Below are 25,024 nucleotides of genomic sequence, written 5' to 3' on the forward strand. Positions count from 1 at the left end.
GTCGTTGAGAGCAAACGAATAACAACAGCAAATAATAAAAAGGGAGCACATCATGTGCTCCCTTTTGGTTTTCATTTTCTTTGTTCTGTATGTTCTTTAGAAGAGATTACGGGAGCAGACAACACTCCCCATCTTACTTACTTGATATTGATGTTATGGATTAGGGTCTATGTCCGGTAGCCCGTCTACGTCGTTGTGATGGTGATGCTCATCATCTTGGTGGTGGTTGACGTTCGCATCATGGTGTTCAAGCGCGTCTGACATATCCAAATGCGCTTGGTCATGATCAAGAGTGTCTTGCTGGTCGACTTGTGCAAGGACGATATCCATGTCCGCAGGTTGGTCGTGAACCGTTGTTGATGTCGCATCGGGTTTAATGCCCAATGCATCCAGATAAGCTGCTGCACCATGGTGGTCAGTTTTCTGGTCTGGCTCTTGGTGAGCGTGCTGGGTAAAATCTAGATAACTGTCATCGCTTTGCGTAACGGTAAAGTCTGCTTGCGAAGCCATGTCAGGCTTGTCATGTAACACCGGAGGAGGTGGCGGTGGAGCTGGGTGGGAGGAATGGGCGATAGGGGTTATTGTCATATCAACCACTTCAGTTCCAACTGTCAGCTTTCCACTATGTCCTGGCCCATGACTGAGTATCTGGATATTCACATGGGCGACAACTTCATCTTGATTTGTCCCTTGCAATGCTACTTCAAATTTATCTTCATGCTGGCCGACTCCCGAAGCGCTGCCATGAGGGCCCGTGTGAACTTGGGCTTGCTCTTGATAATGTAAATGACCAGTCTGAGGGTCAATAGTTAATGTCCCGTATTGGCCATGATGACTAGTGACGTACTGTCCGTTAGGTAAATGGATTCGCCAACCGCTTTGTGCTGTTGGTACCGGAGTTAACGATGGTAATAGTGGTGGAACCCCAAGCGTGCCAGATACTTGGTGGCTTCCCGATGGTGGTCTGACAATGATAGGTTCAGGTATAGCGCTTGCAGCAAAACCTTGGCTACCTGCGGTGTTACCGTGTTCGTCAGTCATTGTTGCTTGTATATTAGAACCCGGATGAACTTCAATTTGTATTCCATGTTGAAGACTGTGAGCATCTAATACATGGTCTTGCCCGTTGACGACAAGATGCTCACCGATTTTGGCATCACCGGGAGGCGTAACGGTTGCTGTGATCGTATTTGCATGGCCTCGGGCAATTTCAGCTTTGCTGTATAAGTTGTCTGCCCCTGCGTTTTCAAAAGTAATCGTAGGCACGCTAACCTGTGTATCGACTTGGTAAGTAACATCTGCAGTGGCATGAGCGCTATTACCTGCGGTATCTGTTACCGCTATTGATGCCTCTATTTTTTGGTCAGCATCGGCAATGAGTTCACTGCCAGGTACGGCAATTGAATAGTGTCCTTTTGCATCGACCACGCCAGTATGCTGTGTCCCATTTACATCTAAAGTCACAATGTCGCCTGCATTATAATCTCCAGAAACGGATCCGGTGATGTCAATGGAGCTGTTGGATTCTTGAGCATTAATCACATTGTCGGCGGTAATCGAGTCTGTCTGAATACCGATGTGCACTTGTGTGTCTATATGGACAGAAAGAAGCGAAGACGTAGCTGGTAGCATTGATGAAGGAGCCAGGGATTTGGCGGATAGATTATGATCGCCGTCCGATAAGCTGCTTATCGCAACACTATATTGGCCAGAGGCATCAGATACCGTGTGTCCAACGGGTGTTGAACCATCGTAAATCGTGACTTTCGAGAATGGGATATCAGTGTGCCCAGTAATCGTTGGGGTAGTGTCATTGGTCAGGTTGTCGGTGTTTGATGACCCCGAGTCACTCGTCGATGCTAAATCCAATGTCACCGAGTTCGTTGACGCTACGTTGGTGACCATTAGCAAGGTTGGTAGTGTCGTTGTAACCGTAGGTGGTTGAGGCACTGTGGTTGATATGACTAGGCCACCCGTTGGTGACATGGTGACATGTCCCGAGGCATCAAAGGTGATGAATTTCGAATCCTCAGTATGGCCGTCACTGACTTTTACTTCGAATACATCGACACCATGATAGGTGTTGGTGGCAGAGTTATAACTCATTCCTGTGATAGACGTATTGGGTGTGTAGACGTAGTCACCAGTATTTGGGTCGACCGACAATGAACCGAATTGACCCGTTGGGCCAACAACAGAGAATGTATGAGTATCTTTAACGTCAACATCTGCCTCTGTCAATGTGCCAGTCGTTGATGATGTTTGGTTAACACCGAGAATCGGTGCGTCGTTGGTGCCGGTAATGGTAACCACGATATCATGGTGTGTACCATCTGCAGATTGAACCGTGATGGTTTCAGTGTCTGTCTGACCTTCGCCAAGCTGTTGAACTATAGGATGGTTGTTGTCAAGGTCGTAAGTCCAGTGACCATTTACATCGATATGAGCGTGCCCATAGCCTTTACTTCCGGCTATTCCAGCTCCACCCTGTACCGCGGTAAACCCTGCTGTTCCATCAGGATCACTCGCCGTCAACGTACCTGACGCTTGAAGTGTTATGTCTTCTTTGGCCACTCCTGTGGAGTCTCCACTGAATGTTGCAGGGTCAGCGACACTCGCTATATTAATGAGTATTGCCCCTTCTTTTGAATCAACATGACCATCGTTTGCGGTAAATTGCACCGCACCCAACCCGCTGACACCAGAACTAAAGTAGTTGTGAGTTGGGGTGAAGATGAGTGATGAAACGTCGGATGCACTGACGTCATCGCCAACATTCACCGTGGTGCCATTCAGCGTTAACACACCATGGGCGACATTGGTAATCGTGATATGGTTTAAAGCATCCCCATCAATATCTGAATATTTAAAGTCGGCGGTAGTGAACGCATGCGGTTTGTCTTCTAGTGAACTAATGAAACTCGATCCAACGATAGGTGCGTCATTCACTGCATTGACGTCCACTATCATCGTTGCACTTGCCGAATTTTGATGGCCATCATTCGCAGTGAAGCTAAATTGCGCATAGTTGGCGCCGTTTTCATTATTGATCGGCGTGAAGGTTAAATGGCCAGCGTCTAAGTCAGCCTTGTTGATTTGCTGGTTGGTGGTTACGGCGTTACCGTTTAGAAGTAATAATCCATGACTCGGTATGCTAGTAATGGTCACGAACTGCAATACGTCGCCATCCTGATCACTGTAACCAAATTCACTGGTCGTAATGGTTCTGGTGATGTCTTCATTTGTAGAAACGGTTTGTCCTGTGACCGTTGGCGCATGTTGTAGAGGAGGGGTGACTTCAATAGAGAAAGAATTTTGAGAAGAATCTCCTATTGGGTTACCACCATCATCGCCGACACGATAAATCATACTTGGCACTTTACCTGTAAAACCGGCTTCCGGTGTGAAGGTATAATGACCATTTGCTTCGATCGCGAGTGTACCGATCCCGGTCATAGTATGTGGTTGCCCCGGCCTTACCGCGACATAACCTGACACGGGGTCTTTTATTTGAATATCTTGCAATACTAAATGCGCGTTGGAATCGGTGTCTGTTGCTGCACCACTCAACCCTTGATCCGTCCCAGAGCCAGTAAGTAGATTCCCTTCGATTGGACCACTATGTTGAACACCAGAATCACTGAGGCTGTGAAGGACAGGGTCGTCGGTCGTGCCATTTATGGTTACTGTTATTGAATGTTTGGTTCCATCTTTTGAGGTCACTTCAATATGGTCAGTCAGTGTTTGCCCATTATCTAAGTCTTGAATAGCAACATTGTTATTATCTGCGGCATAGAGCCATGTGCCACTGCTGTTGATCACAAACTGGCCATAGGTGCCACTTTGGGTTAAGTGATGTTGACCATTCAAATCCAATGCGGCTTCACCTTGGCCATCTGCGTCAGAAACAATCAGATGCCCGTTGCAAGTAAGAGCGTCTTGAATAGTTGTGGCACCAGCAATATGTAGGTTGTGGTGAAGGCTTGTGTCTTCATCTACGCTGCCTGAGTCACCAGTAAATGTTGCGACATCATTAACAGCTGCAAGAGACGTGTTTGCTCCTGTATGAGCTATGCCACCGTGTCTATCGGCAACATCGTAAGTAAAGTGGACTGTTCCGTTGTAATTAGGGTCGGGGTTAAAGGTAAAACTACCATCTGAATTTGATACTAAGCTACCGTGGTCTGCAGTTAAGTTTTGAACGTGTAACCAACCTCTATCGTTAGTATCAATATTGGTAGCATTGGCGATTAATTCAGCTTGCGTAATATGTATTGAAGTATCTTCCTTGCCTGAAGGTAAAATGACTTCTCCACTGACTGTTGGTGCATCATTATTGCCATGCACAACAACGGATACACTTTTCGAAACATGGCTACCATCAGTAGACACAGCCTCAACCGTAAAGTGTTCCCAATACTCGTCACCGTCTCCTAGTTTTTTCGCTTTGTTCTGGTCAACGTCGTAATGCCATTGTCCATCTGTACTTAGATGGAACGTGCCATATTGTCCACTAATGCCTGTTGTTGGTGTTTGTGTCCAACTCACCGTATCGTGAAGGTCAACATCGTGAGCTATTACGCTGCCGGAAACTGAAGCACCTGTTTGGGCATTTTCTACGACATGGCCAAGTTCTGACTTAGAATCGATTACGACCCCATCCTCTGTGCCGTTAACCTTAACCGTAATAGGAAATTCAGTACCGTCGGTTGCTATTAGCTTTATAGATTCGGTTAATGATTCACCATGCTTTAATTCTTGAACGTGAACATTATTATTGTCGCCAATATAACTCCAAGAATGCTCACCTTTGTGAGATCCACTTGCGATAGTGTGGAACTGGAATTTGCCATAAGGAGTCGTTACATCTAGGTTACTGCCTATATTCCATGTGTATTGTTTGCCTGCAAATTCGACAGTGACTTGAGTATTAGGGCTGTCTACATCAGTAACTTGTAGCGCTTGCCAATCTACAGCATCCATAATATTGGCATTCGTAGACGTATGAGTGGCGATATCTTCAGTTGCAACACCATGATCAACACCAGAAATGATGGTTTTGTCATCGACTGCCGCAAGTGTCGTACTCGCTCCGGTATGCGTAACACCACCATGCGCATCTGTGACGTCATAGCTAAAATGAACTTGGCCGTTATAGTCTTTGGTTGGAGTAAAAGTGTAGGTGCCGTCTTTGTTATCGACTACAGAGCCGTGATCGACTAACAGATTCGCAACGGTGAGTTTGCCTAGGTCGTTGCTATCCACGTCTATAGTGTTTGCTAAGAGTTCGGTGGCCGTGATGGTTTGCGCGAGGTCTTCTTTACCGCTGTTGAGCTGCACTTCTGAAGAGCAGTATGGACGGTCGTTGTCGCCATGAATGGTGATAACAATATCATGAGTAGTACCGTCTTTACTTTGTATCGTTATTGTATCAGTGAGAGTCTCATTTGCACCAAGTTGATCAATCGTCGATCCTACTTTTTTTGTTAATCCACCATTTACATCAGCAGTGCCGGTCGCAACACCATAAAACCATTTACCATCTGTATTAAGAATCAAATGGCCATATTTTCCATGATAGGTATAACCAACACCTTTAGAATCAAAACTATTCTCGCCGGTATCTGGATCGATGATTGTTAGTTGTCCCTCAACATGAATCATACTATTAGTTAAATGCGCCATACCTGGCTGGGCAAAGTCTGGTGACATATCAGGGTTTCTGTTTTCATAAACATCGCCAGTATCAACACCTGCTATAACGGCTTTATCTCCAACCGCATCAATATGAAGTGTGTTGGTAGCCTCTGCAGAGTCGGTATGCCCATCATTAACAGTATATTTAAACTGAACATCGCCATTAAAATCTTGCGAAGGAACGAACTGAAGTCTACTGATGTTAGCTGCAGGGATCTGTTTTCCCGTTGTAACATCGTGCCCATCGAGCACAAACTTACCTTGAGCCGCTGGTGGTAGATCAGTGATCGCTATAGAGTGAAGCGTATCGCCTGTATCGACATCGGTGAATCCGAACTGACTCGCCTGCATTTGATAGTTTATATCTTCCGTGCCGTTGCTTAGAACTACCTTGGTAACTGTCGGTGCGTCGTTGGTTCCGACGATATCAATATTTAAGTCGTAGGCAGTACCATCGAAGCTGTGTACTCGATAGGTAACCGTTTCAACTTGCCCTTGCGCTAGGTGTTGAAGAGCCGCGTTGTCGACGCTATATCCCCAATTACCCGCACTATCAATCCGAAGCATGCCACCAAATGGATCGTGAACTGCTGATTCACCAAATTGGCTGTATTGGAACTTATCTTCCCCGCTGTCTGGGTCGATGACTTGAAGTTGGCCGTTAGCTAATTCAGTCGTGGTGCCGTTGCTATGCGTTGCATGTGGCCCATCCTCAATAACCCTTCCAGTAGTCACTTCAGAGATAATGGCTTTGTCTGGGGTCGCTACGAGAGTGGTATTTGCGCCAGTGTGGGTGGTACCTCCATGCGCGTCTTTCACGTCGTAAGTGAAATGAACTGGGCCGTTATAGTCTTTAGTTGGCGTGAAGGTGTAGGTACCGTCTGTGTTATCTTGAATAGAACCATGATCGGCATGAAGGTTCGCAATCGTCAGTTTGCCTATGTCATTAGTATCCACATCAACAGTATTTGCTAGCAACTCGGTTGTCGTGATGGTTTGTGCGAGGTCCTCTTTTCCGCTGTTGAGCTGAACCTCTGAAGAGCAGTAAGGGCGGTCATTGTCGCCATGAATGGTGATATGAATATCGTGAGTGGTGCCATCAGCCGATTTGACGGTAACAGTATCCGTTATTGATTCACCTTGACCGAGGTGATCAATTTTTCTACCTGTTGCGTCTTGGCCGATGGAGGCGTAGTAGCTCCAATCTCCGTTACTCTGAAGTATCACATGTCCGTGTGTACCTTGGTAGGTGCCTGTTTGAGCGTGGCTTTCACCGGAGTCTGGATCAATAATGTTCAGGTGACCATCAGTGTGTATTTCATCGTTCCATATTTTACCGATGCTTCCATGCATATGATCTGGCGAACGATCATCGACGTAACCGCCAGACATTGTACCGTCTGGCGCGGTATAGGTATGTCCTTCGTGAACATCACCCGTGTCGACACCGCTAATAACGGCAGAGTTATTAACTCCTGTAATCGTAATCGAGAGGTTTTGAGTGCTGCTCGCATTATGTTCGTCTGTGACTGTTACGGGGACAGTCAACGTCTTCGTGATACCTGATGCTAACGATTGGTAGCTAGAGTGAACAGGGTTGAAGCTATAACTGCCGTCCGGATTAACCACCAAACCATCAATCTGCGGTGCGCTGTAAGTCAAGGTCGCACCTGTATCTATATCTTGGCCAACCATTTGTCCATTTAGAACGCTTCCACCTTCAGTCACTGAGTTTGACTGTGCATTGATGTTAGGAACATCGTTGGTACCATGAACCGTTAGCTCTATCGTATGCGTTGTACCATCTGCCGAGCGTATAACGACTGAATCGTGTTTAACTTCACCTTGTGCTAAGTTCTGTATATTGCGGTTGTCGAGCGTATAGGTATAGTGACCGTCGCGCATGAGCAGTATGTGCCCACCCAGTTTGGTGTCGTAGCCAATACCTTGATAGGTTTGCGGACCAATATTTGGATCAAATTGAGCCTCTCCCGCATCAGGGTCTTGGATGTTTAATCTGCCGTCGTAATGTAATTGGTATTGAGTATCTATATAACCGCGATCTTCAGTCACTCCCCGTAAGTCTGCATTGGTTTGTGCGTCGGTAATAATCGCGTTATCTGGAGTTGCGGTAAGATCAAACTTAGCTTGAGTGCTTACGCTACCACCATGGCCGTCAACCACATCATAGGTGAGTCGAATCTCACCGTTAAAATCTTTGTCTGGCGTGAAGGTATAAGTGCCATCTTTGTTATCAGTCAAGCTACCGTGTGTGGCTTGCAGATTCGTCACGTGCAATACATCGCTACTATCAACATCGCTTGCATGCGTTAGTAAGTCAGAAGCCTTGATGGTTACGGGTTGATCTTCTTTTCCCGCAGGAAGCTGAGTCCATGCACTGACAATTGGTTTGTCGTTGCTACCTTGTACATCGATAACAATTTTATGAGGGACTGTCGCTCCAGCTGAATCGGTAGCGGTGATCCAGAATGATTCCGATTGATGTTCACCGGCCGCGAGCTTATCCGCGGCACCGCTGGTTGAATTGTCTAGCTGATAGTGCCAATGGCCATTCTGGTCAATCGATAGCGTTCCCCATTGGCCTTGAGGTTGATTGATTGCCCACGTAATGGTGTCAGATTTATCTAAATCGGTTGCTGTTAGAGAGCCTGTCGCATCTGGCGTTCCAGCAGTGTTTAAGCCCTGTTCGATGACCGCGCCACTAGAGGTTCCTGAGATAGTAGGGCGGTCATTGGTACCGTTAACCGTGACGGTAACTTGATGTGGCGTGCCGTCAGCCGAATGAATGGTAATCGTATCGGTGGTAGTAGCGCCTTTGCCCAAGGCTTGCACTTTTGGATTGGTGTTATCGAGGTCGTAAGTCCAAGCTCCATTGCCTTTGAGGTGGAGCGTACCTAAAGCACCTACAGCATCGGTATTGGAGAAGTGCGCTTCACCAGTATCAACGTCACTAATCGTCAATGTGCCGGATGTTTGCAGTTGAGATTCTTCCGTTACTACACCGGAGTTGGTACCACCAATCACGGCTTTGTCGTTGGTGCCGTTTACTATGATCGTCACTTGATGGGGTGTACCATCAGCCGAATGAACGGTAATCGTATCGGTGGTAGTAGCGCCTTTGCCCAAGGCTTGCACGGCTGGATTCGTGTTATCCAGATCGTAAGCCCATGCCCCATTGTCTTTAAGGTGGAGCGTGCCTAAAGTACCTGTAACATCGGTATTGGAGAAATGTGCTTCTTTTGCGTCGATGTCACTTATGCTTAATTTCCCTGAAACCGTGAGCTTATGATCTTCAATAACTTGATCTAAGTGGGGACTTTTTCCAACAACGAAAAATGAATTTGGTGAACCTCCTGTGCTATTAGTGATCACAGCTGAATCATTGGTACCATTAATAGTAATAGTGACTTGATGTGCGGTTCCGTCGGCGGAATGAACCGTGATAATGTCTGTTGCAGTCGAGCCTTGGGCAAGCCTTTGCACGTAGGGGCTATAGTTGTCTAGATCGTAGGTCCACGCTCCATCTTTCGTGATAATTAATGTACCGAAATTGCCAGCAACTTGTGAGGCTTGAAAATGGTCTTCTCCAAGGTCTGGGTCTGTTACCGAAAGTTGGCCTTGAACTTGTGTCGTTAGATCTTCTATGACCGAGCCCGCGTCTACCCCAGTAATAACCGCATTGTCATTGTTGCCACCAATTGTCATATCGATGGTTTGAGGCGTACCATCTTTGGTGTGAATAGTGAAGCTTTCGTGCAATGAAGTGGCTGCGGTTAACGCTTGAACATTCGAAAGAGAGTTATCAACTTGATACTGCCAATGCCCATCTGCGTCGATGGTTAATGAACCATATTTACCTGAGATAACTTCTGGCGTAACCGAACTTTCATTTTGGTCAGGGTCTATGACATCAATTTTACCGTTCGCATGTAACAAGCCTTGTGAATCAATATTGTGATCTTCTGTTACGACACCTGTTAAGTCTCCAGAAATACTTGGCGTGTCTTGCTTACCTGTTACCGGTATCTGGACAATGATGCTCGAGCCATTAGATAGGTGTAACGCAAAATGGTCAGTACCTGGTTGGTGCTGATTTAACAGGATGTATTGAGGAGAATTTGGATTCAATACGAATGTGTATTGACCATTTACATCAACATGAAGCTCTCCGTACGTACCTTTTATGACTTCTGGCATGAAGGTGACGGGTAAAGCGGGCGTCGTAGGCGCATTCGAATGAGTCGGCTGACTGTTACTTCCTGAGGAGATAGTTGGCATCGATACCGAAGGAATGTAATGGACTTGTGGGTGAGAAAGCGTCGATAAATGATGAGAAGGAACCAAGTGAGCGCTCGAACCATGGGAGGCGTGACTTGCACTTAAGGTTGAGTTTACGTCGCTGTCACTCGTCTGAGCTTCTTGATGAACAACCGCTGATGAGCCCGCCTTGCTATGGTCATCTGTGACATCTTTTTCGCTCACGTTATTTACGGTTACTTGATCTGCAGAGTCGCTGGAATTGTCTATACTTTCGGCAGCAGCGTGTTTAGCCAATGATGGCAAAATCATCATGAGTGACTGAAAAAGTGGGATATTCACTTTTAGATGTGAATGCAGTCTGAGTTTCTTTTTTTGTGTTGGTTTCTTTTGCTTTAGCTCATGACTATTCTTATCTTTAAGTTCGGTATTTTTTTCTTCGTTTCGACGTTTTTTTTGTTAGCCATTTTTCTCATCCGTGAATCTTGGTTGCACTATTTTAAGTAAAATACACAGATAGAGGTTTCGCTAGCTAATTAGATAATTTTTAAAGGAAAAATTATAAAGTCGAAGAATTATCTCATTTTGATGAAAAAAAGGATGAATGCTTTTTCAATGGTTAGGCAAATTTCAATCACAATGGCATTGACCTTACCCTAAGGGGAACCTTTATACTTGCCTTATAAATTTAAAGGTTAGCTATGATAAACACACTCCGAACAACTTGGATTACTGTTTTCAGCATCATTGCGATGTTGATGTCTAGCTATGCCTCAAGCTCATCGGCCATGATGGCAAATATCATGGCAACGCAGATGATGTCGAATAAATCTATCTGCCAGCACAGCGATTCGCCGAGCGATCTTGATGCCGTCTATCAATTTGCTGCTGGTTGCCATGTGACCGTTAGCGATTCAGACATGAACGATCATGTTCATGCAAGCACGCCGAATGGCGACCAGCCTGTTCATGATGAACACACCATTTATGTTGAGCTGTCTGCTCATGAAAAGATGGCCTCGCATCAAGAGTCAATGGATGCTCACGGTGAACATGTGATGGGCAACAATTGTTGTGGTGGTTCGGATTCTGCTCATATCTGTTGCTATTCTGTTTGTTCTACAGCATCACATACAATTCAGGCGCTCCAAGCCAACTACCAAATTTCCTCCTCATTCGCACCTCATCACTCTGTGACTATCGGTCAAAAAGTGACTCGTGCACAGTCTTTGCTACGCCCACCTTCCGCATAAATCTATATCTAAAAATACAGCTCTATCAGTTAGATAAATCTGATAAGTCATTCTTTTTTATGCGCTAATTAGCGCTAGATATGGACATTCATTGTGAATATGAAACCAACAACCTCTGTGTTTGTCATGAACACGAGCTTAGTGGTTGCTGCTGCCTTGCCTATGGCCTTGTTTTCAAGTGATACGCTCGCGGCTACCACGGCGTCAGCTTCAAATGCTCAACACATTTCAGCACATGACCAAGCAAGCTCGACGCAGCAACTCAATACACTGATTGAGATTGCTTTAAGCGAAGATGGAAATCGCAAACAGTACTTTGCTCAGTCTCAAGCGATGCGAGAAACTGGCATTGCCAGCTCGACCTTAATGGACCCGAAATTAAAAGTTGGATTTGGCGGTTTGCCTGTCGATAGCTTTCAATTCGACGAAGACCCGATGACTAATATATCGGTAGGGTTGATGCAGCAGTTTGAGCGTGGCGATACGCTTAACCTTCAACAGAAAAAGGCAGGCCAACAGGCAGATGCTCTAGCTTTGCAGGTACAAGCAAGAGAATTGACGGTTGCGAATAGCATGACGCAGCTTTGGCTTGAGTTAGGTTATCAGCAAAAGGCTGAGTCGGTGATTCGTCAAAATCGTCGTTTGTTGGTTGAGCTTGAAAACTATGTACAAACCAATTACTCAATTGGTAAAAGTGAAGCGCAAGATCTGCTTAATGCTCAGCTTCAAGTGAGCAAGCTTGATGAGAAACTTCAGGCAAACCAGCAGGTTCAGCGTCGCTTAATCTCTCAGCTTTCTGAATGGTTGGGTTCTGATTGGCTAGGCTCTCAGGTTCTGGATTCTCAGGGCGTACTGAATGCAACTAACCAAATCGATTGGTCGTTGTTGGAAAGTAAACTAGCGACCAATATCGATTCGACCAAGCACTACCAGCTATTGACTGACCATCCTTTGGTTAAGATCTCCGATGTCAGTATTTCCTCTAATCAAACTCAGGTTGAGTTAGCCGAACAAGCTTATACCCCGCAGTTTGGGGTGGAAGTGATGTATGCACACCGTCAAGCCAATAACATGGCGGGTGAACCTGCTTCTGATCTGGTGAGTGCCTATCTGACTGTCGACATCCCGTTGTTTACGGGGAATCGACAAGATAAAAACTTATCGGCTGCTCAGTATCAAGTTGGTGCGGCTAAGTCTCAAAAAGACACTTTACTCTCCCAAATGAATGCGCAAGTGAACGCATTGCTGGTGGACAGATCAAACCTGATCCAGCGGTTAGATCGCTATCAAACGTCCTTGCTTCCTCAAACCGCAGCACGAATCAGCGCGGTTGAGAGGGGCTATCAAAACAATACCGCTCAGTTTAACGATGTCATTTTAGCAACGACCGATGAGCTGGCACTTAAGTTAGAGCAACAACGTTTGATCACCGACCTCAACATCGTTAACAGCAAGTTAGCTGCGTTAGTCAGTGGTTTTGAATACCAAGTAAACCAACCACAACTCAACTCAAGCGCAACTAAACATACAGCCAATCAATAAGGGAATAGACAATGAATACAGTAAAAGTAGCGACTATCGCTTTATTGGTCGGTGGAGCATTAGGTTTTAGTGTGAATCACTTTGTCGTTGGGTCAGCACATAACATGTCAGCAATGGCAACGAGTACAGACGCAGATGTAAGTAAACAGGCCAAGGATGAGCCTCTGTACTGGGTAGCTCCGATGGACCCAAATTATCAGCGTGATAAGCCAGGTCAATCGCCAATGGGGATGGATCTTATCCCTGTGTATGCAGATGACTCAAGTGCGGGAGCAGACAAGGCAGGAACCGTATTTATCGATCCGTCGGTAGAAAATAACCTTGGCGTGAAAACCGCACAAGTAACAAGAGAAGCGCTATCACCGCGCATTGAAACTGTTGGCTACGTGGCATTCGATGAAAGTGCACTATGGCAAACCAACGTGCGTGTTTCTGGTTGGGTGGAAAAACTCTACATCAACGCAGTGGGCGAGAAGGTAAATAAAGGCGACGTACTCTTCACACTCTATTCTCCAGAGCTTGTTAAAGCACAAGAAGAGTTGATCAGTGCTTATAAAACGGGTCGTAAAGGTTTGATCAAGGGCTCGACTGAACGCTTAATTACCTTGGGTGTTGATAAGAAGCAAATCCGCGCTATTACGCGACAAGGTAAAGCCACGCAAACCATTGAAATTAAAGCGCCAGCCGATGGTGTTATAGCCAGTTTGAATATTCGAGAGGGTGGTTACCTTTCGCCTGCTCAAGCGGTAATCAGTGCTGGACCTCTAAATGAAGTGTGGGTTGATGCTGAAGTCTTTGAGCGTCAAGCACACTGGATCTCATCAGGCAGCAATGCGGTGATGACGCTAGATGCCATTCCCGGCAAAGAGTGGGTGGGTAATGTTGATTACGTTTACCCAATCCTTGACCCAAAAACTCGGACCTTGCGTGTTCGTTTAAAGTTCTCCAACCCCAATGGCGAGCTTAAGCCAAACATGTTCGCCAATATTGCACTGAAACCCATCAGTGATGAATCTGTTCTTACTATTCCAAGATCTTCGGTGATTCACTCCGGTGGTATGACTCGAGTGGTGATGTCAGAAGGTTCCGGCAAATATCGCTCTGCTCGTATTGAAGTTGGTCGTGAAGCTGGCGAAAAAATAGAGGTGCTTCAAGGGCTAGAGCAAGGCGAAAACATTGTCACTTCTGCGCACTTCATGTTGGATTCTGAATCGAGCCAATCTGCTGATCTGTCACGCATCAATGGTGTTGAGGATGAGGCTGAAACTGTGTGGGCAAACGGTGAAATTTCTGAAGTTATGCAAGGTAGTCGCATGGTGACGATTAACCATCAGCCTGTTCCTGAATGGGATTGGCCGGGCATGGTGATGAACTTCACCTTTGCGGAAGGCTTAGACATGAGTGACGTGCAACGTGGTAAGGCGATTGATTTTGAGATGAGAAAGACAGAGTCAGGGCAGTACGAGGTTATTGATTACAAGGTCAACAAACACAAGATCGCCGGCGAAGTTTGGGTAACGGGTGACATCACCATGTTGATGGCAGATTTTGGTATGATCACTGTAAAACATCAGCCAGTCCCTGAGTGGAATTGGAAAGCGGGTGAAATGAATTTCCAAGCCAGTGATGACCTTGATTTATCGGAGTTTGCCGAGGGTCAAACCATTCGGTTTCTAGTTGCGAAGCAGGGTTCTGACTACACGCTCAAATCTCTAGAACCAACGAATAGCCAGGGTGAGGGCACATTATGATCAATGCAATTATTCGTTGGTCCATCAGTAACCGCTTTTTGGTGCTGGTTGCCACTGTAGCCATCGTATTTGGGGGCTTATACAGCGTTAAAAACACACCGGTCGATGCTATTCCTGATTTGTCAGATGTTCAGGTGATTATCAAAACCAGTTATCCAGGCCAAGCGCCACAAGTGGTCGAGGATCAGGTGACTTACCCATTGACCACCGCCATGTTAGCTGTGCCAGGAGCTGAAACGGTTCGTGGCTACTCGTTCTTTGGTGATTCCTATGTATATATCATCTTCAATGACGATACCGATATGTACTGGGCGCGTTCACGAGTGTTGGAGTACTTAAGCCAAGTTGCACCTAACTTGCCATCGAGTGCCAAGCCAACACTAGGGCCGGATGCAACCGGTGTGGGCTGGGTTTACAGCTACGTGTTGCAAGACAAAACTGGTCAGCATGACTTGGCCGAACTTCGTAGTTTGCAAGATTGGTTCTTAAAGTATGAATTGCAAACCGTAGAAGGCGTGTCTGAAGTGGCGACCGTTGGCGGCATGGTGAAGCAGTACCAAGTACAGATTGATCCTGCCAAGTTACGTGCTTACGACCTAACGCTTCAGCAAGTCAACAAGGCAATCCAAGATGGTAATCAAGAAACAGGTGCGTCTGTTGTTGAGATTGCGGAAGCCGAACATATGGTTCGGACTACGGGTTACCTCACAAGCATCGAAGACATTCAATCTCTGCCGCTAAAAGTGACCGATAAGGGAACCCCGCTGTTATTGGGTGATATTGCTGACATTAATCTTGGCCCGCAAATGCGCCGTGGTATCTCTGAGCTGAATGGTGAAGGTGAAGCGGTTGGCGGCGTTATCGTGATGCGCTTTGGTGAAAATGCCAGTGAAGTGATCGACTCGGTGAAATCCAAACTCGCTGAACTGCAAGTGGGCTTACCTGATGGTGTCGAGATTGTCGCGACTTATGACCGTTCGACTTTGATTGATTCAGCCGTTGAAAACCTATGGAAGAAGCTGGCTGAAGAGTTCATCGTGGTTGCGATCGTGTGTGCGCTGTTCTTGTTCCATATCCGCTCGTCGTTGGTTATCGCACTAAGTCTGCCTGTTGGTATCTTAGGCGCATTCATTGTGATGCATTGGCAGGGTATTAACGCCAACATCATGTCTCTTGGCGGAATAGCGATTGCGATTGGCGCCATGGTAGATGGTGCCATAGTGATGATAGAGAACGTTCATAAACACATTGAACGGACTCCGCTCACTGACAAAAACCGGTGGCAAGTGATTGGCAAAGCAGCAGAAGAAGTTGGCGCACCGCTGTTCTTCTCTCTGATTATCATTACCTTGAGCTTTGTACCTGTATTCGCGCTAGAAGGGCAAGAGGGCAAGATGTTCTCGCCACTTGCGTTTACCAAGACGTATGCGATGGCGGCAGCGGCGGGTTTGGCTATCACGCTTGTTCCTGTGTTAATGGGTTACTTCATTCGCGGCAACGTGCTACCTGAACACAAAAACCCAGTAAACCGAAGCCTAGTGGCGATGTACAAGCCGCTTTTGAACCTCAGCCTAAAGTATCCAAAGGTGATGATTGTTATCGCACTTGGCTTAATGGCGTCTGCTTATTACCCAACCAGTAAGCTTGGTAGCGAATTCATCCCTCCTTTGGACGAAGGGGATTTGATGTACATGCCAACCACGTATCCGGGCATCTCAATTGGTAAAGCGCGTGAGTTGTTGCAACAGACCAACAAGCTAATTAAAACCATTCCAGAAGTCGAAACTACATGGGGCAAAATTGGTCGAGCAGAGACAGCAACCGATCCTGCACCGTTAACCATGATTGAAACCGTGATTCAGCTTAAACCGCGAGATGAGTGGCGTGACGGTGTCACTACAGAGTCTCTGCGTAAAGAGTTTGATGATCTGATTCAGTTCCCAGGTTTAACCAATGCGTGGGTTATGCCAATCAAAACCCGTATCGATATGTTAGCGACCGGTATCAAAACCCCAATCGGTATCAAAATCGCTGGCCCAGAGCTTAGCGTGATTGAAGATATTGGTTCGCAACTTGAACCCATCCTCAATAGCGTGAGTGGAACGGCTTCTGTCTACGCAGAGCGTGTTGCGGGCGGTCGTTACGTGACGATAGACATTAAACGTCGCTCGGCTGCGCGATATGGCTTGAGCATTAAAGAAGTGCAACAGGTTATCTCGACTGCGGTTGGTGGCATGAATGTGGGTGAAACCGTTGAGGGGCTAGAGCGTTATCCAATCAATGTCCGTTACCCACAAAGCTATCGTGATTCTGTCGTTAAGTTGCAGAACCTGCCGTTAGTGACACCAAATGGAGCGCGAATTGCTTTGTCTGATGTCGCGGATATTCGTTATGAAGATGGGCCCCCAATGATTAAGACGGAGAACGCTCGTCCCAATGGTTGGGTGTTCGTTGATATCGAAGGTCGCGATCTTGGCTCTTACGTGGCAGAGGCGCAAAAAGTCGTTACAGATCAAATCGTCTTGCCTGCTGGATATTCATTGGCATGGTCTGGTCAATACGAATACATGGAACGTGCGAAGGAGCGTTTGAGTGTCGTAGTGCCAATCACCATCGCCATCATCATGTTGTTGCTCTACCTCAGTTTCCGCCGCGTCGGTGAGGTGATGATGATCATGCTGACATTGCCACTTGCGATGGTTGGTGGCCTATGGCTGATGCATATCCTCAATTACAACTTCTCCATTGCGGTGGGTGTGGGCTTTATCGCCCTTGCCGGGGTTGCTGTTGAGATAGGTGTGATCATGTTGGTCTACCTAAACCAAGCATGGCACTACAAAAAAATGGATGCGGAGCAGAACCAACAAGCACTTCAGGGTGAAGACTTAACGGATGCGATTCGTGAGGGCGCAGGACTGCGTGTTCGCCCAGTAATGATGACAGTACTTACGGTGATCATTGGCCTCATTCCAATTATGTATGGCGAGGGAACGGGCTCTGAAGTGATGCAGCGAATTGCAGCGCCGATGATAGGCGGAATGGCGTCTGCACTATTGCTTACCCTACTGGTGTTGCCTGCAATCTTTAAGCTCTGGAAACAGCGTGAGATTACGCATAGCCAAAATGAGACAAACAAATAACGTATTGATTATTAACCCTTACTGACCAAAACAGAGTGGGTAAGGGCGCACCATATGAACATGTGAAATTAACAAATAAATAACTGAATTAATCTAAGGAACGATCATGAAAAAGACACTTATTGCGATTGCACTGACGTTAACTACTGCAACGGCTTTTGCTGAAATGGACCACTCAAATATGGATCACTCGATGATGAAGAGTGGAGAGATGGATCATTCAAAAATGGATCACAGCATGATGAAGGATGGAAAGATGGACCATTCAATGATGAATATGGAAGGCATGTCTGAAGTCGGTATGCCTGCGACAGGCGCAAAGCCGGATAAAGTGGTTCATGTTCTGCTAAGTGACGATATGAAAATCACATTTAAGAACAAGGTTGATATTGAGCCGAACGACGTGGTGCAGTTCGTTGTGATGAACACGGGCAAGATTGATCATGAATTCTCGATTGGTTCTGCTTCAGAGCAGTTAGAGCACCGTGAAATGATGAAAAACATGGGTAATCACGCTCATGACTCGGGCAGTACAGTTACAGTTAAGCCGGGTAAAGCGAAGCAATTGCTGTGGCATTTCCATGGTGATAATAACGTAGAGTTCGCGTGTAATATTCCTGGTCACGCTGAAGCGGGAATGCTGAAAAAAATTGAGCTGTAGTATCGATTAATAAAGCGCACCAGACTTATATTGATTAGTTTGGTGCGTTTTCTTGTTTTTCTCGTATTAGACGATTAAGTTTAATAAGTAAATAGAAAAATTTTAGTTAGAACAAGTAAGTAGGAGTTTAAGGATGAACAAAACAGTACTAGTCGTTGCTGTATCAAGTGCTTTATTAGCTTGGTCTAATTACAGCATTGCTGCTAAACCTGAGTGGGCTGGTAAAGGTAAGCCCGATTTAGAAGAAGTAAAAACGCTCGCTGAGGCTAAAAAAGTTGAAGGCGAAATTGATGATCGTGAGAAGCAGCTTGATTCAATGATCGAAGAGAAAAAGAAGAAAGCGAAAAAAAGTAAGAACAAAAAAGATAAGCAGAAACTAGATAAAGAACTCGACGATTTGGAAGACGAGAAAGAAGCTCTCGAAGAGAGTAAAGAGAAGCTCAAAGATAAGAAAGAAAAGCTTGAAGATGATATGGATAACGACGAAGAAAAGTCGGGATTAGAAAAGCAGAAAGACAAGAAAGCGGAACAAGAGCGTAAAGAAGAAGGAAAAGGGTCAGAAAAAGGCCAACAGCAGCGTGAAGAAAACAGCAAAAAGTGGTGGAACTTTTGGGAGTAATCCGAGGGCCTTACATCACCTATTCATTTCAACCAATCAGTACAGCTTTGTGTGACCGCTAAGTCATTGATTAAATGCTATGTTCAGTTAAAGATAAGTCTCAACCTGTCCAGGAATACATGAACTAACTTGTATCGGCTGAGGCTTATCTATAGCTAGAATCACTGTAGCAAGATAGAAGTTTCAAGCAGGTGGTGTGCTTCGCCGCTCAGGTGCGGTAACTCTGACATGATCTTTTTCAGTTTGTCGTCGATTGATTCAGCTTCATTTAGCGATCGAAAAGCCAGTACAGCCTGTTCAGGTTCGCTGTTCACATAACCTTTCAATGTATCTAGCTGAATTTTATTGGCATTCTCAACTTTTGCTAGAGCAGTGTTAATTGCTTCGATGTTTATGATCAACTGATTGCTTTTAAACATTTTTATTGTTTTTTGGTTGTTTATAATTGGCGCACATTAACATAACTATTTTTTCGGATATTGACCAAGGTTATTAAATTAGAACAATTTTGAAATCTAATATAAGCATTAGTAGTGTAAAGATGACTGACAGCAGGGGTCAAATGTGGAGCGATATAGGAAGTTAACGGGCTTAATTTTAGGGCAATAGATAATTTTGAAGAGGGGTAGATAGAGCTTTGGCTGTATAAAGCTTAAATAGAATTGGAGCGTGCAGCGGGAATCGAACCCGCATCATCAGCTTGGAAGGCTGAGGTAATAGCCATTATACGATGCACGCACACTGTCTTATGAGTAAGACTGAGGCATTAAGAGACTGGAGCGTGCAGCGGGAATCGAACCCGCATCATCAGCTTGGAAGGCTGAGGTAATAGCCATTATACGATGCACGCACATCGTCTTAACGAGTTTGATAATGCCACATCTAACTGAAAACGAAACCTTTTTCTTTCATTTTTATTCTAAGTGCTCGCATAACCACCACTCCGCTAGTTTTTCCATCATGTTCGGCATTTTCAGAGTGAATAAAGTGTGACTAAACTCTCGTTAAACAGAGGGCGAGAAATAGCAGAACATGCTCCGCTATTTTTGAGACAAATTTGGGTTGATTTATAAACCTGATTGGCGTCACTAGCCTGTAATAAAATCCGTGCAAATTAAGGAATTTGAAGTGTTAACATAAACTGCTTTTTATTCGTGTTTTGGCGTTCACTAATAACAATCTGAATGCATAAATTTAACTTATCAGCCGGTCAAAACATTCAGTAAACTAATCCCAAATGAGTAGAGTTATAGGCACTTCTAAGCCTTTGCAGAAAAAAGTAACGAGTTTAGTTGATAATTCACGCAAAAGTCTCGTCATTCCGTCTATCGTTTGGTACATTTGCCGCACATTTTGTCTCCCCTAAAATACCCATGCCTTCTCAGTTCCGAATTAACAAAATTGTTGAAATTGGTGACACTCTTCACCGCAGTGGCTGTGCTCCTTACAAGCTAGAGAAATACACCCAATTCTATGCGAAAAAGCATGGTGTGGACGTGATGATCCAAGCAACGCCAACGGCGATTAACTATCAATTTCCAGACGATAACAACGCCGTTATTCTTAAGCGTCTAAAGCCTGCGTCAATTAACCTGAGTTTGTTGGCCAATACGATCATTCGTATTAATCAGCCAAGCAGTGAACCTGTCCCTGAGCCTGTCGGTTATTCTAAATTTGTGACTGCTCTTGCTAATATGGGTATACCGCCTGCGTATTTAATGCTGGTGGGCAGTACGTTGGAAGCGGTTGGCTTTTCTGCGTTATTGGGTTTGATGGTTTGGGTATGTCAGCAAGTTCTTCATTCACGTCGCGCTATCGCGGTTGAATTCATTTCGGCACTGCTAACGGGTATCTTTGTGGCATTTTTGGCAAGCACAGGGTTGCCGATTCCGGTGTGGGCATTGTGTATCGCCTCGATAGTCTTGTTCGTCCCCGGATTATCCATAGCCAACGCACTAGAATGTTTGGCGTTTAATGATCTCGTCTCTGGTACCAGCTTGCTAGGGCAGAGCGCCTTAACCCTGATTAAGCTGTTTGTTGGGATAATCATGGGGCTCAATATTGGTGAAGCAATATGGGGACAAGCGGTCTCCATCGACTATACCAATGCGGTACCGATGTGGATGCATATATCTGGCTTGGTGCTGATCTCTGTATCTATCGGTGTGATGTTCAACGCACGCCCTAAAGACATCTTGCTTGGCTTACCAGTTGCGGTTCTCGGTATGTGGGGACCGTTCTATCTAGGTTTTGATAGTGGTTGGGTTGTAGGCACTTGGGTAACCACAGTTCTTATCACTTTATACGGTACTTGGATTGCCAAGAAGATGGAGCTCACGGGCTCTATTTATATCGTGCAAGGGATCATCATCTTGGTTCCGGGTAGCCGAGTATTAGTGAGTGCTAGCCAGTCAGTATTTGAACAATCGATTTTGCCTATTCCAAGTATTGGTTTGTCTGCGTTATTCATGTTCTCGGCAATCGTGGCAGGGCAAATCACCGCTTACTCCATTTACTCACCAAAAGTTGAACGCTAAGCTGTTCTGCTTCTCAAACCTTTAAACAAACACAGCTTAGCGGCTGTGTTTGTTCGTTTTGGGTGCTTAAGATAATGAACTCTCAAGGAAACTTGTTAGATTTATGCTCGCTAAGCCTAACAAGAGTCATTAAAATGGAACAAATTCTATTTAAATGAAGTATTAACGTATGTCTTTACCTCCTTGCCCGCAATGCCAATCTGAATATGTCTATCAAGACCAAAATCACTTAATCTGCCCTGAGTGTGCCTACGAATGGAACCCAGAAGAAGAGCGTCTAGAAAGAGAAGCCGCGCGCGTTAAGGACGTTAACGGTGCAGTGTTAGATACCGGCGATAAAGTTACTTTCATTAAAGATCTAAAAGTGAAAGGCAGTTCTAGCGTATTGAAAATCGGTACTAAAGCAGTGATTCGTCGCATCAATGAAGGTAAGGACCACCAGTTAGATTGCAAGCTTGATGGTGGTGGTGAAATGCTCGTTACGGCGAAGTACGTTAAGAAGCAATAACCATTATTTCAAATAATTGTCGTAAACCTTCAATAAGTTTAAGTGGCTTCTCGGCCATACTGATTAGCATATTAAACCGCAATAATTTCAGAGAATTAAAATGATCAGAGAATACCGCCCAGCCGATATTGAATCCGTTTTAGACATTTGGTTAACCGCCTCGATCAAGGCGCATGATTTTGTGGCTCCTGAGTTCTGGGAGTCCCAGGTTGGTAATATGCGCGACCTATATATTCCTGCATCACAAACCTATGTGTACCAAGTCAATGGTGAGGTTCGTGGCTTCTATTCACTTTACGAAGAGATACTAGCGGCGATCTTTGTCAGTACAGAACATCAAGGCAGTGGTATTGGTAAGCAACTAATCCAACACGCAAAGCTTGAATGTCCGAACTTGTCTTTAAATGTATATAAAGAAAACCAAACGACGATTCAGTTCTATTTGTCCCAAGGTTTTTCTATTGTGAGCGAACAATCTGATGAGCATACTGGACACCAAGAATACACCATGCACTTAGCTTAAGCTTGATAGCTAACCCCGGAAGAAAAGTAACTAGGAATCAACATTATATGGACATGGTTAAAGCTGCTCTTTCACATTCAACTGCCTTTCATCACTATGTGAATGCCTGTACTGAAGATGGGTTAGATATTTACACGGGTATTTCTGATGGCAGTGATGCCTATTTGGAAAGACGAATTGCTTATTCAAAAGGTGAGGGATTGCCAGGAGGGTGGACGCCTGCTTCTACTTATTTTTGTTTCGAGTCTGGACGTATTCTTGGAGTGATAAGAGTTCGTCATGGCACCAGTCCGTACATTCACGATGTCATAGGACATATCGGCTACGAGACTTTGCCACAAGCGAGAGGGCGGGGCATCGCAAGTCATATGTTGTCTTGGGTTCAACGGCACGTATTGTCCGAAAGCGCTATTATTACGTGTGAGAGGGGCAATATAGCTTCGCAAAAGGTGATTGAGAAGTGCGGTGGACACTTCCTGAATACCTTTTACTCGGAGCAAGATAAACACGAAGTCTTACGTTACCAACTAGAACGAAAATGAACATTTAAGCGTGGCATTTTTGGGTTTTATCGGGGTTACTATGTCCCGGTTTAAACGAAAATGAAGCCATAACCAATTATTGTTGGAGGTATTTTGAAGTATTCAACAAGACCTGCTCAGTTATCAGATTATGAATTTCTGTTTGAGCTTAAGAAGGCCGCTGAGTTTGAACCAATCAAGGCCGTATTTGGCTGGGATGAGCAAACTCAACGAGATATACACGCCGAAGAGTGGGCAGAAGAACGGCCTGAAATCATCGAATATCAAGGTAAAGCGATTGGTAGTGTGTTGTTGCAAGACAAAGGCGGACACTTCTATTTTTGCCGCTTCTTCTTACTGCCTGAGTATCATGGCAAGGGCATTGGTAGCCAAGTATTGAAAGATTGTTTAACTAAGGCTGACAGCCTCGATAAACCCGTCGAACTTTGTTACCTACAAGGTAATCGAGTTGGGGAGTTGTACTTGAGATTTGGCTTTGAAATTACCTCGCAGAACGAACAGTTTGTTTATATGTGGCGCAAATAGACATTCCCCCAAAAAGATCACACCATCTCCGTAACTTGATAGGCACCTGACACCCATCTAACGTAAAACCTTGTAAAGCTCCCTATGGAACTAGGTGGGTCACTCACGCCAATCAGGGTGGTGTAAATGGAAGGTTGAGCAACCAACTTAAAACTCTGGATGCAGGATTAAGCCCAAAGGATCTGTATCAAGGGCGAGATCTCAAACCAACGACTGATATGCGAGGTGTAATTAAAGGTGTACTTGGTCAACACCTATCTATAAAAACGAAGCAGCTAGACACCATCTTCCCTGATAGTGAAATGATAAAGCCACTGGATCTCATCTAGTAGGGCGCTTCTATCAACAATTAATGTAACTTGGGAGCAGATTTAATGTCGTTTAACCGTGAAATGAGCTGTTCTTCAGTTTGCTTGAGCCAATCATAGCGTTTTGTGTACAAGCGACGCTTGGTCTTTTTCAATGTGTCAGTGTCTTTACGAAGAGGCTTAATGGGCAAGGAAAACCAATGTTTATCGACCAAAGAGGCGCCATTTTCAGTCCACAACGTGTCGTAATCAAATGTTATAGCACTACGTTTAGAACCGATATAGCGCATCGCTTGATAGATATGACCTTTATTCGAAACGGTTAAAATCTCATTAACTTTCATGTAATTAGCAAACATAGTTGCGAGTTCAACCATAAGTGACTTTGGTCTTAGCCCGTGTAACGAACGCGTCAGTTCTTTGATTTTGTCTTGGCTGCTGGTGATTCGCTTGTTTGTACCCTGTAGGCAGCCGATGTGCATGGTGCGACGCCCATTATTATCAGATATATTGAAGGTGACCGAGTAAATAGTAAGCCCGGTATTGGCCTCGACGAGTCGGATCCCCAAGGAACCTTCACGAGATTCCCCCGAGAAAGTCTCAATCCTGAACTCATCTCCATTTCGGTCAGCAAAGGTCAAAAGCTCAAAGTTAGAAAGGTGCAGATGCACTGTATTTGGACCAAATGTTCGTTCTAAGAGTTCGAAGTGAGAATGCAGTAACGAAGCTCGTGTTTTAGGTTTGATGCCAATACAGATGAATGGTTTGAGTGGCTTTTCAAAGATTTTAGGATTCTGCTCAAGAAGGTTTGAGAGATTGCTTTTCTCTTTAAGCTGATGCACTTTGCGAATGACCTTAGGGTTCATAACGCCCCATAGTGTAAAGCGCAGATTTTTCTTGATTCGGGTTAAACCTTTGGTGTTTGGGTGTACAGCATTGGAAAGCTCAACGATTTGACGAAAATTTTGCACGTTTACCTCAACTTAGAAAACAAAAAAGCATCGTTGAAAATAAAAAACGATGCTCCATAAAATGATAAGTAGGTGTTAGTGAAAAAATCGTGAAACTTGAATAAGTTGGTTTCTATCAACCACGATAGTTAAACGCGATTAGGGAGAGCTTGCTTGGAGGGAACGTTAA

General features: G+C 45.1%; 14 protein-coding genes, 2 tRNA genes and 1 pseudogene. 12 read left to right on the top strand and 5 right to left on the bottom strand.

What is annotated here, in order from left to right:
• Positions 1–153 precede the first annotated feature (153 nt).
• Positions 154–10,290: a VCBS domain-containing protein gene (locus tag AB8613_RS21430; protein ID WP_372384988.1), complete on the bottom strand. Its 10,137-nt coding sequence runs from the start codon at positions 10,288–10,290 to the stop codon at positions 154–156.
• 386 nt (positions 10,291–10,676) lie between these two features.
• Here AB8613_RS21430 and AB8613_RS21435 point away from each other — a divergent pair, with 386 nt between their 5' ends.
• The 6 genes from AB8613_RS21435 (at position 10,677) to AB8613_RS21460 (ending at position 18,941) form a co-directional block, all read left to right on the top strand.
• Positions 10,677–11,228 carry a hypothetical protein gene (locus AB8613_RS21435; RefSeq protein WP_372384989.1) on the top strand — a complete coding sequence of 184 codons (552 nt, stop codon included), beginning with the start codon at positions 10,677–10,679 and terminating at the stop codon, positions 11,226–11,228.
• 99 nt (positions 11,229–11,327) lie between these two features.
• A complete protein-coding gene (locus AB8613_RS21440; RefSeq protein WP_372385808.1) occupies positions 11,328–12,770 on the top strand; it encodes a TolC family protein in 1,443 nt (480 codons plus the stop codon).
• A gap of 11 nt (positions 12,771–12,781) precedes the next feature.
• Positions 12,782–14,521, top strand: coding sequence for an efflux RND transporter periplasmic adaptor subunit (locus AB8613_RS21445; protein ID WP_372384990.1), 1,740 nt, complete (start codon positions 12,782–12,784; stop codon positions 14,519–14,521).
• Positions 14,518–17,661 carry an efflux RND transporter permease subunit gene (locus AB8613_RS21450; protein ID WP_285953607.1) on the top strand — a complete coding sequence of 1,048 codons (3,144 nt, stop codon included), beginning with the start codon at positions 14,518–14,520 and terminating at the stop codon, positions 17,659–17,661. Before AB8613_RS21445 ends, AB8613_RS21450 begins: the two co-directional genes overlap by 4 nt.
• A gap of 106 nt (positions 17,662–17,767) precedes the next feature.
• Positions 17,768–18,322 (top strand): cupredoxin family protein, encoded by a 555-nt coding sequence (locus AB8613_RS21455; RefSeq protein WP_146490775.1) that lies wholly within the window; start codon positions 17,768–17,770, stop codon positions 18,320–18,322.
• Positions 18,323–18,455: 133 nt separating this feature from the next.
• Positions 18,456–18,941, top strand: coding sequence for a hypothetical protein (locus AB8613_RS21460; protein WP_146490774.1), 486 nt, complete (start codon positions 18,456–18,458; stop codon positions 18,939–18,941).
• Positions 18,942–19,102: 161 nt separating this feature from the next.
• Here AB8613_RS21460 and AB8613_RS21465 read toward each other — a convergent pair whose 3' ends face one another.
• The 3 genes from AB8613_RS21465 to AB8613_RS21475 form a co-directional block, all read right to left on the bottom strand.
• On the bottom strand, positions 19,103–19,360 hold the full coding sequence (locus AB8613_RS21465) for a hypothetical protein (protein WP_372384991.1): 258 nt from the start codon (positions 19,358–19,360) through the stop codon (positions 19,103–19,105).
• 244 nt (positions 19,361–19,604) lie between these two features.
• Positions 19,605–19,679: transfer RNA gene (locus tag AB8613_RS21470), tRNA-Gly, on the bottom strand.
• Between the two features lie 37 nt (positions 19,680–19,716).
• A tRNA-Gly gene (locus tag AB8613_RS21475) sits at positions 19,717–19,791 on the bottom strand.
• 523 nt (positions 19,792–20,314) lie between these two features.
• Here AB8613_RS21475 and AB8613_RS21480 point away from each other — a divergent pair.
• The 6 genes and pseudogenes from AB8613_RS21480 to AB8613_RS21505 form a co-directional block, all read left to right on the top strand.
• Entirely contained in the window at positions 20,315–21,478 is a 1,164-nt protein-coding gene (locus tag AB8613_RS21480) for a threonine/serine exporter family protein (protein ID WP_004731486.1), read from the top strand.
• A gap of 169 nt (positions 21,479–21,647) precedes the next feature.
• Positions 21,648–21,986: a zinc ribbon domain-containing protein YjdM gene (locus tag AB8613_RS21485; protein ID WP_146490772.1), complete on the top strand. Its 339-nt coding sequence runs from the start codon at positions 21,648–21,650 to the stop codon at positions 21,984–21,986.
• Between the two features lie 100 nt (positions 21,987–22,086).
• Positions 22,087–22,509: an N-acetyltransferase gene (locus AB8613_RS21490; protein WP_372384992.1), complete on the top strand. Its 423-nt coding sequence runs from the start codon at positions 22,087–22,089 to the stop codon at positions 22,507–22,509.
• 47 nt (positions 22,510–22,556) lie between these two features.
• Positions 22,557–23,051 carry a GNAT family N-acetyltransferase gene (locus AB8613_RS21495; RefSeq protein WP_372384993.1) on the top strand — a complete coding sequence of 165 codons (495 nt, stop codon included), beginning with the start codon at positions 22,557–22,559 and terminating at the stop codon, positions 23,049–23,051.
• Positions 23,052–23,144: 93 nt separating this feature from the next.
• Entirely contained in the window at positions 23,145–23,576 is a 432-nt protein-coding gene (locus AB8613_RS21500; RefSeq protein WP_372384994.1) for a GNAT family N-acetyltransferase, read from the top strand.
• A gap of 95 nt (positions 23,577–23,671) precedes the next feature.
• A pseudogene (locus tag AB8613_RS21505) lies at positions 23,672–23,905 on the top strand (hypothetical protein); the annotation flags it as partial.
• A 20-nt stretch (positions 23,906–23,925) separates the two neighbouring features.
• Here the strand turns inward: AB8613_RS21505 and AB8613_RS21510 are convergent.
• Complete coding sequence (locus tag AB8613_RS21510) at positions 23,926–24,855, bottom strand: VirK/YbjX family protein (protein ID WP_371715035.1); 930 nt, start codon at positions 24,853–24,855, stop codon at positions 23,926–23,928.
• Between the last annotated feature and the right edge of the window lie 169 nt (positions 24,856–25,024).

The sequence above is a fragment of the Vibrio sp. BS-M-Sm-2 genome, assembly GCF_041504345.1.
Taxonomy (GTDB): Bacteria; Pseudomonadota; Gammaproteobacteria; order Enterobacterales; family Vibrionaceae; genus Vibrio; species Vibrio satsumensis.

What these genes read in the sequence shown, in the direction of transcription:
- AB8613_RS21495 (WP_372384993.1), top strand. Translation starts at nt 22,557, where the DNA reads ATGGACATGGTTAAAGCTGCTCTTTCACATTCAACTGCCTTTCATCAC.
- AB8613_RS21445 (WP_372384990.1), top strand. Translation starts at nt 12,782, where the DNA reads ATGAATACAGTAAAAGTAGCGACTATCGCTTTATTGGTCGGTGGAGCA.
- AB8613_RS21490 (WP_372384992.1), top strand. Translation starts at nt 22,087, where the DNA reads ATGATCAGAGAATACCGCCCAGCCGATATTGAATCCGTTTTAGACATT.
- AB8613_RS21430 (WP_372384988.1), bottom strand. Translation starts at nt 10,290, where the DNA reads ATGATGATTTTGCCATCATTGGCTAAACACGCTGCTGCCGAAAGTATA.
- AB8613_RS21440 (WP_372385808.1), top strand. Translation starts at nt 11,328, where the DNA reads ATGAAACCAACAACCTCTGTGTTTGTCATGAACACGAGCTTAGTGGTT.
- AB8613_RS21465 (WP_372384991.1), bottom strand. Translation starts at nt 19,360, where the DNA reads ATGTTTAAAAGCAATCAGTTGATCATAAACATCGAAGCAATTAACACT.
- AB8613_RS21480 (WP_004731486.1), top strand. Translation starts at nt 20,315, where the DNA reads ATGCCTTCTCAGTTCCGAATTAACAAAATTGTTGAAATTGGTGACACT.
- AB8613_RS21485 (WP_146490772.1), top strand. Translation starts at nt 21,648, where the DNA reads ATGTCTTTACCTCCTTGCCCGCAATGCCAATCTGAATATGTCTATCAA.
- AB8613_RS21435 (WP_372384989.1), top strand. Translation starts at nt 10,677, where the DNA reads ATGATAAACACACTCCGAACAACTTGGATTACTGTTTTCAGCATCATT.
- AB8613_RS21460 (WP_146490774.1), top strand. Translation starts at nt 18,456, where the DNA reads ATGAACAAAACAGTACTAGTCGTTGCTGTATCAAGTGCTTTATTAGCT.
- AB8613_RS21450 (WP_285953607.1), top strand. Translation starts at nt 14,518, where the DNA reads ATGATCAATGCAATTATTCGTTGGTCCATCAGTAACCGCTTTTTGGTG.
- AB8613_RS21455 (WP_146490775.1), top strand. Translation starts at nt 17,768, where the DNA reads ATGAAAAAGACACTTATTGCGATTGCACTGACGTTAACTACTGCAACG.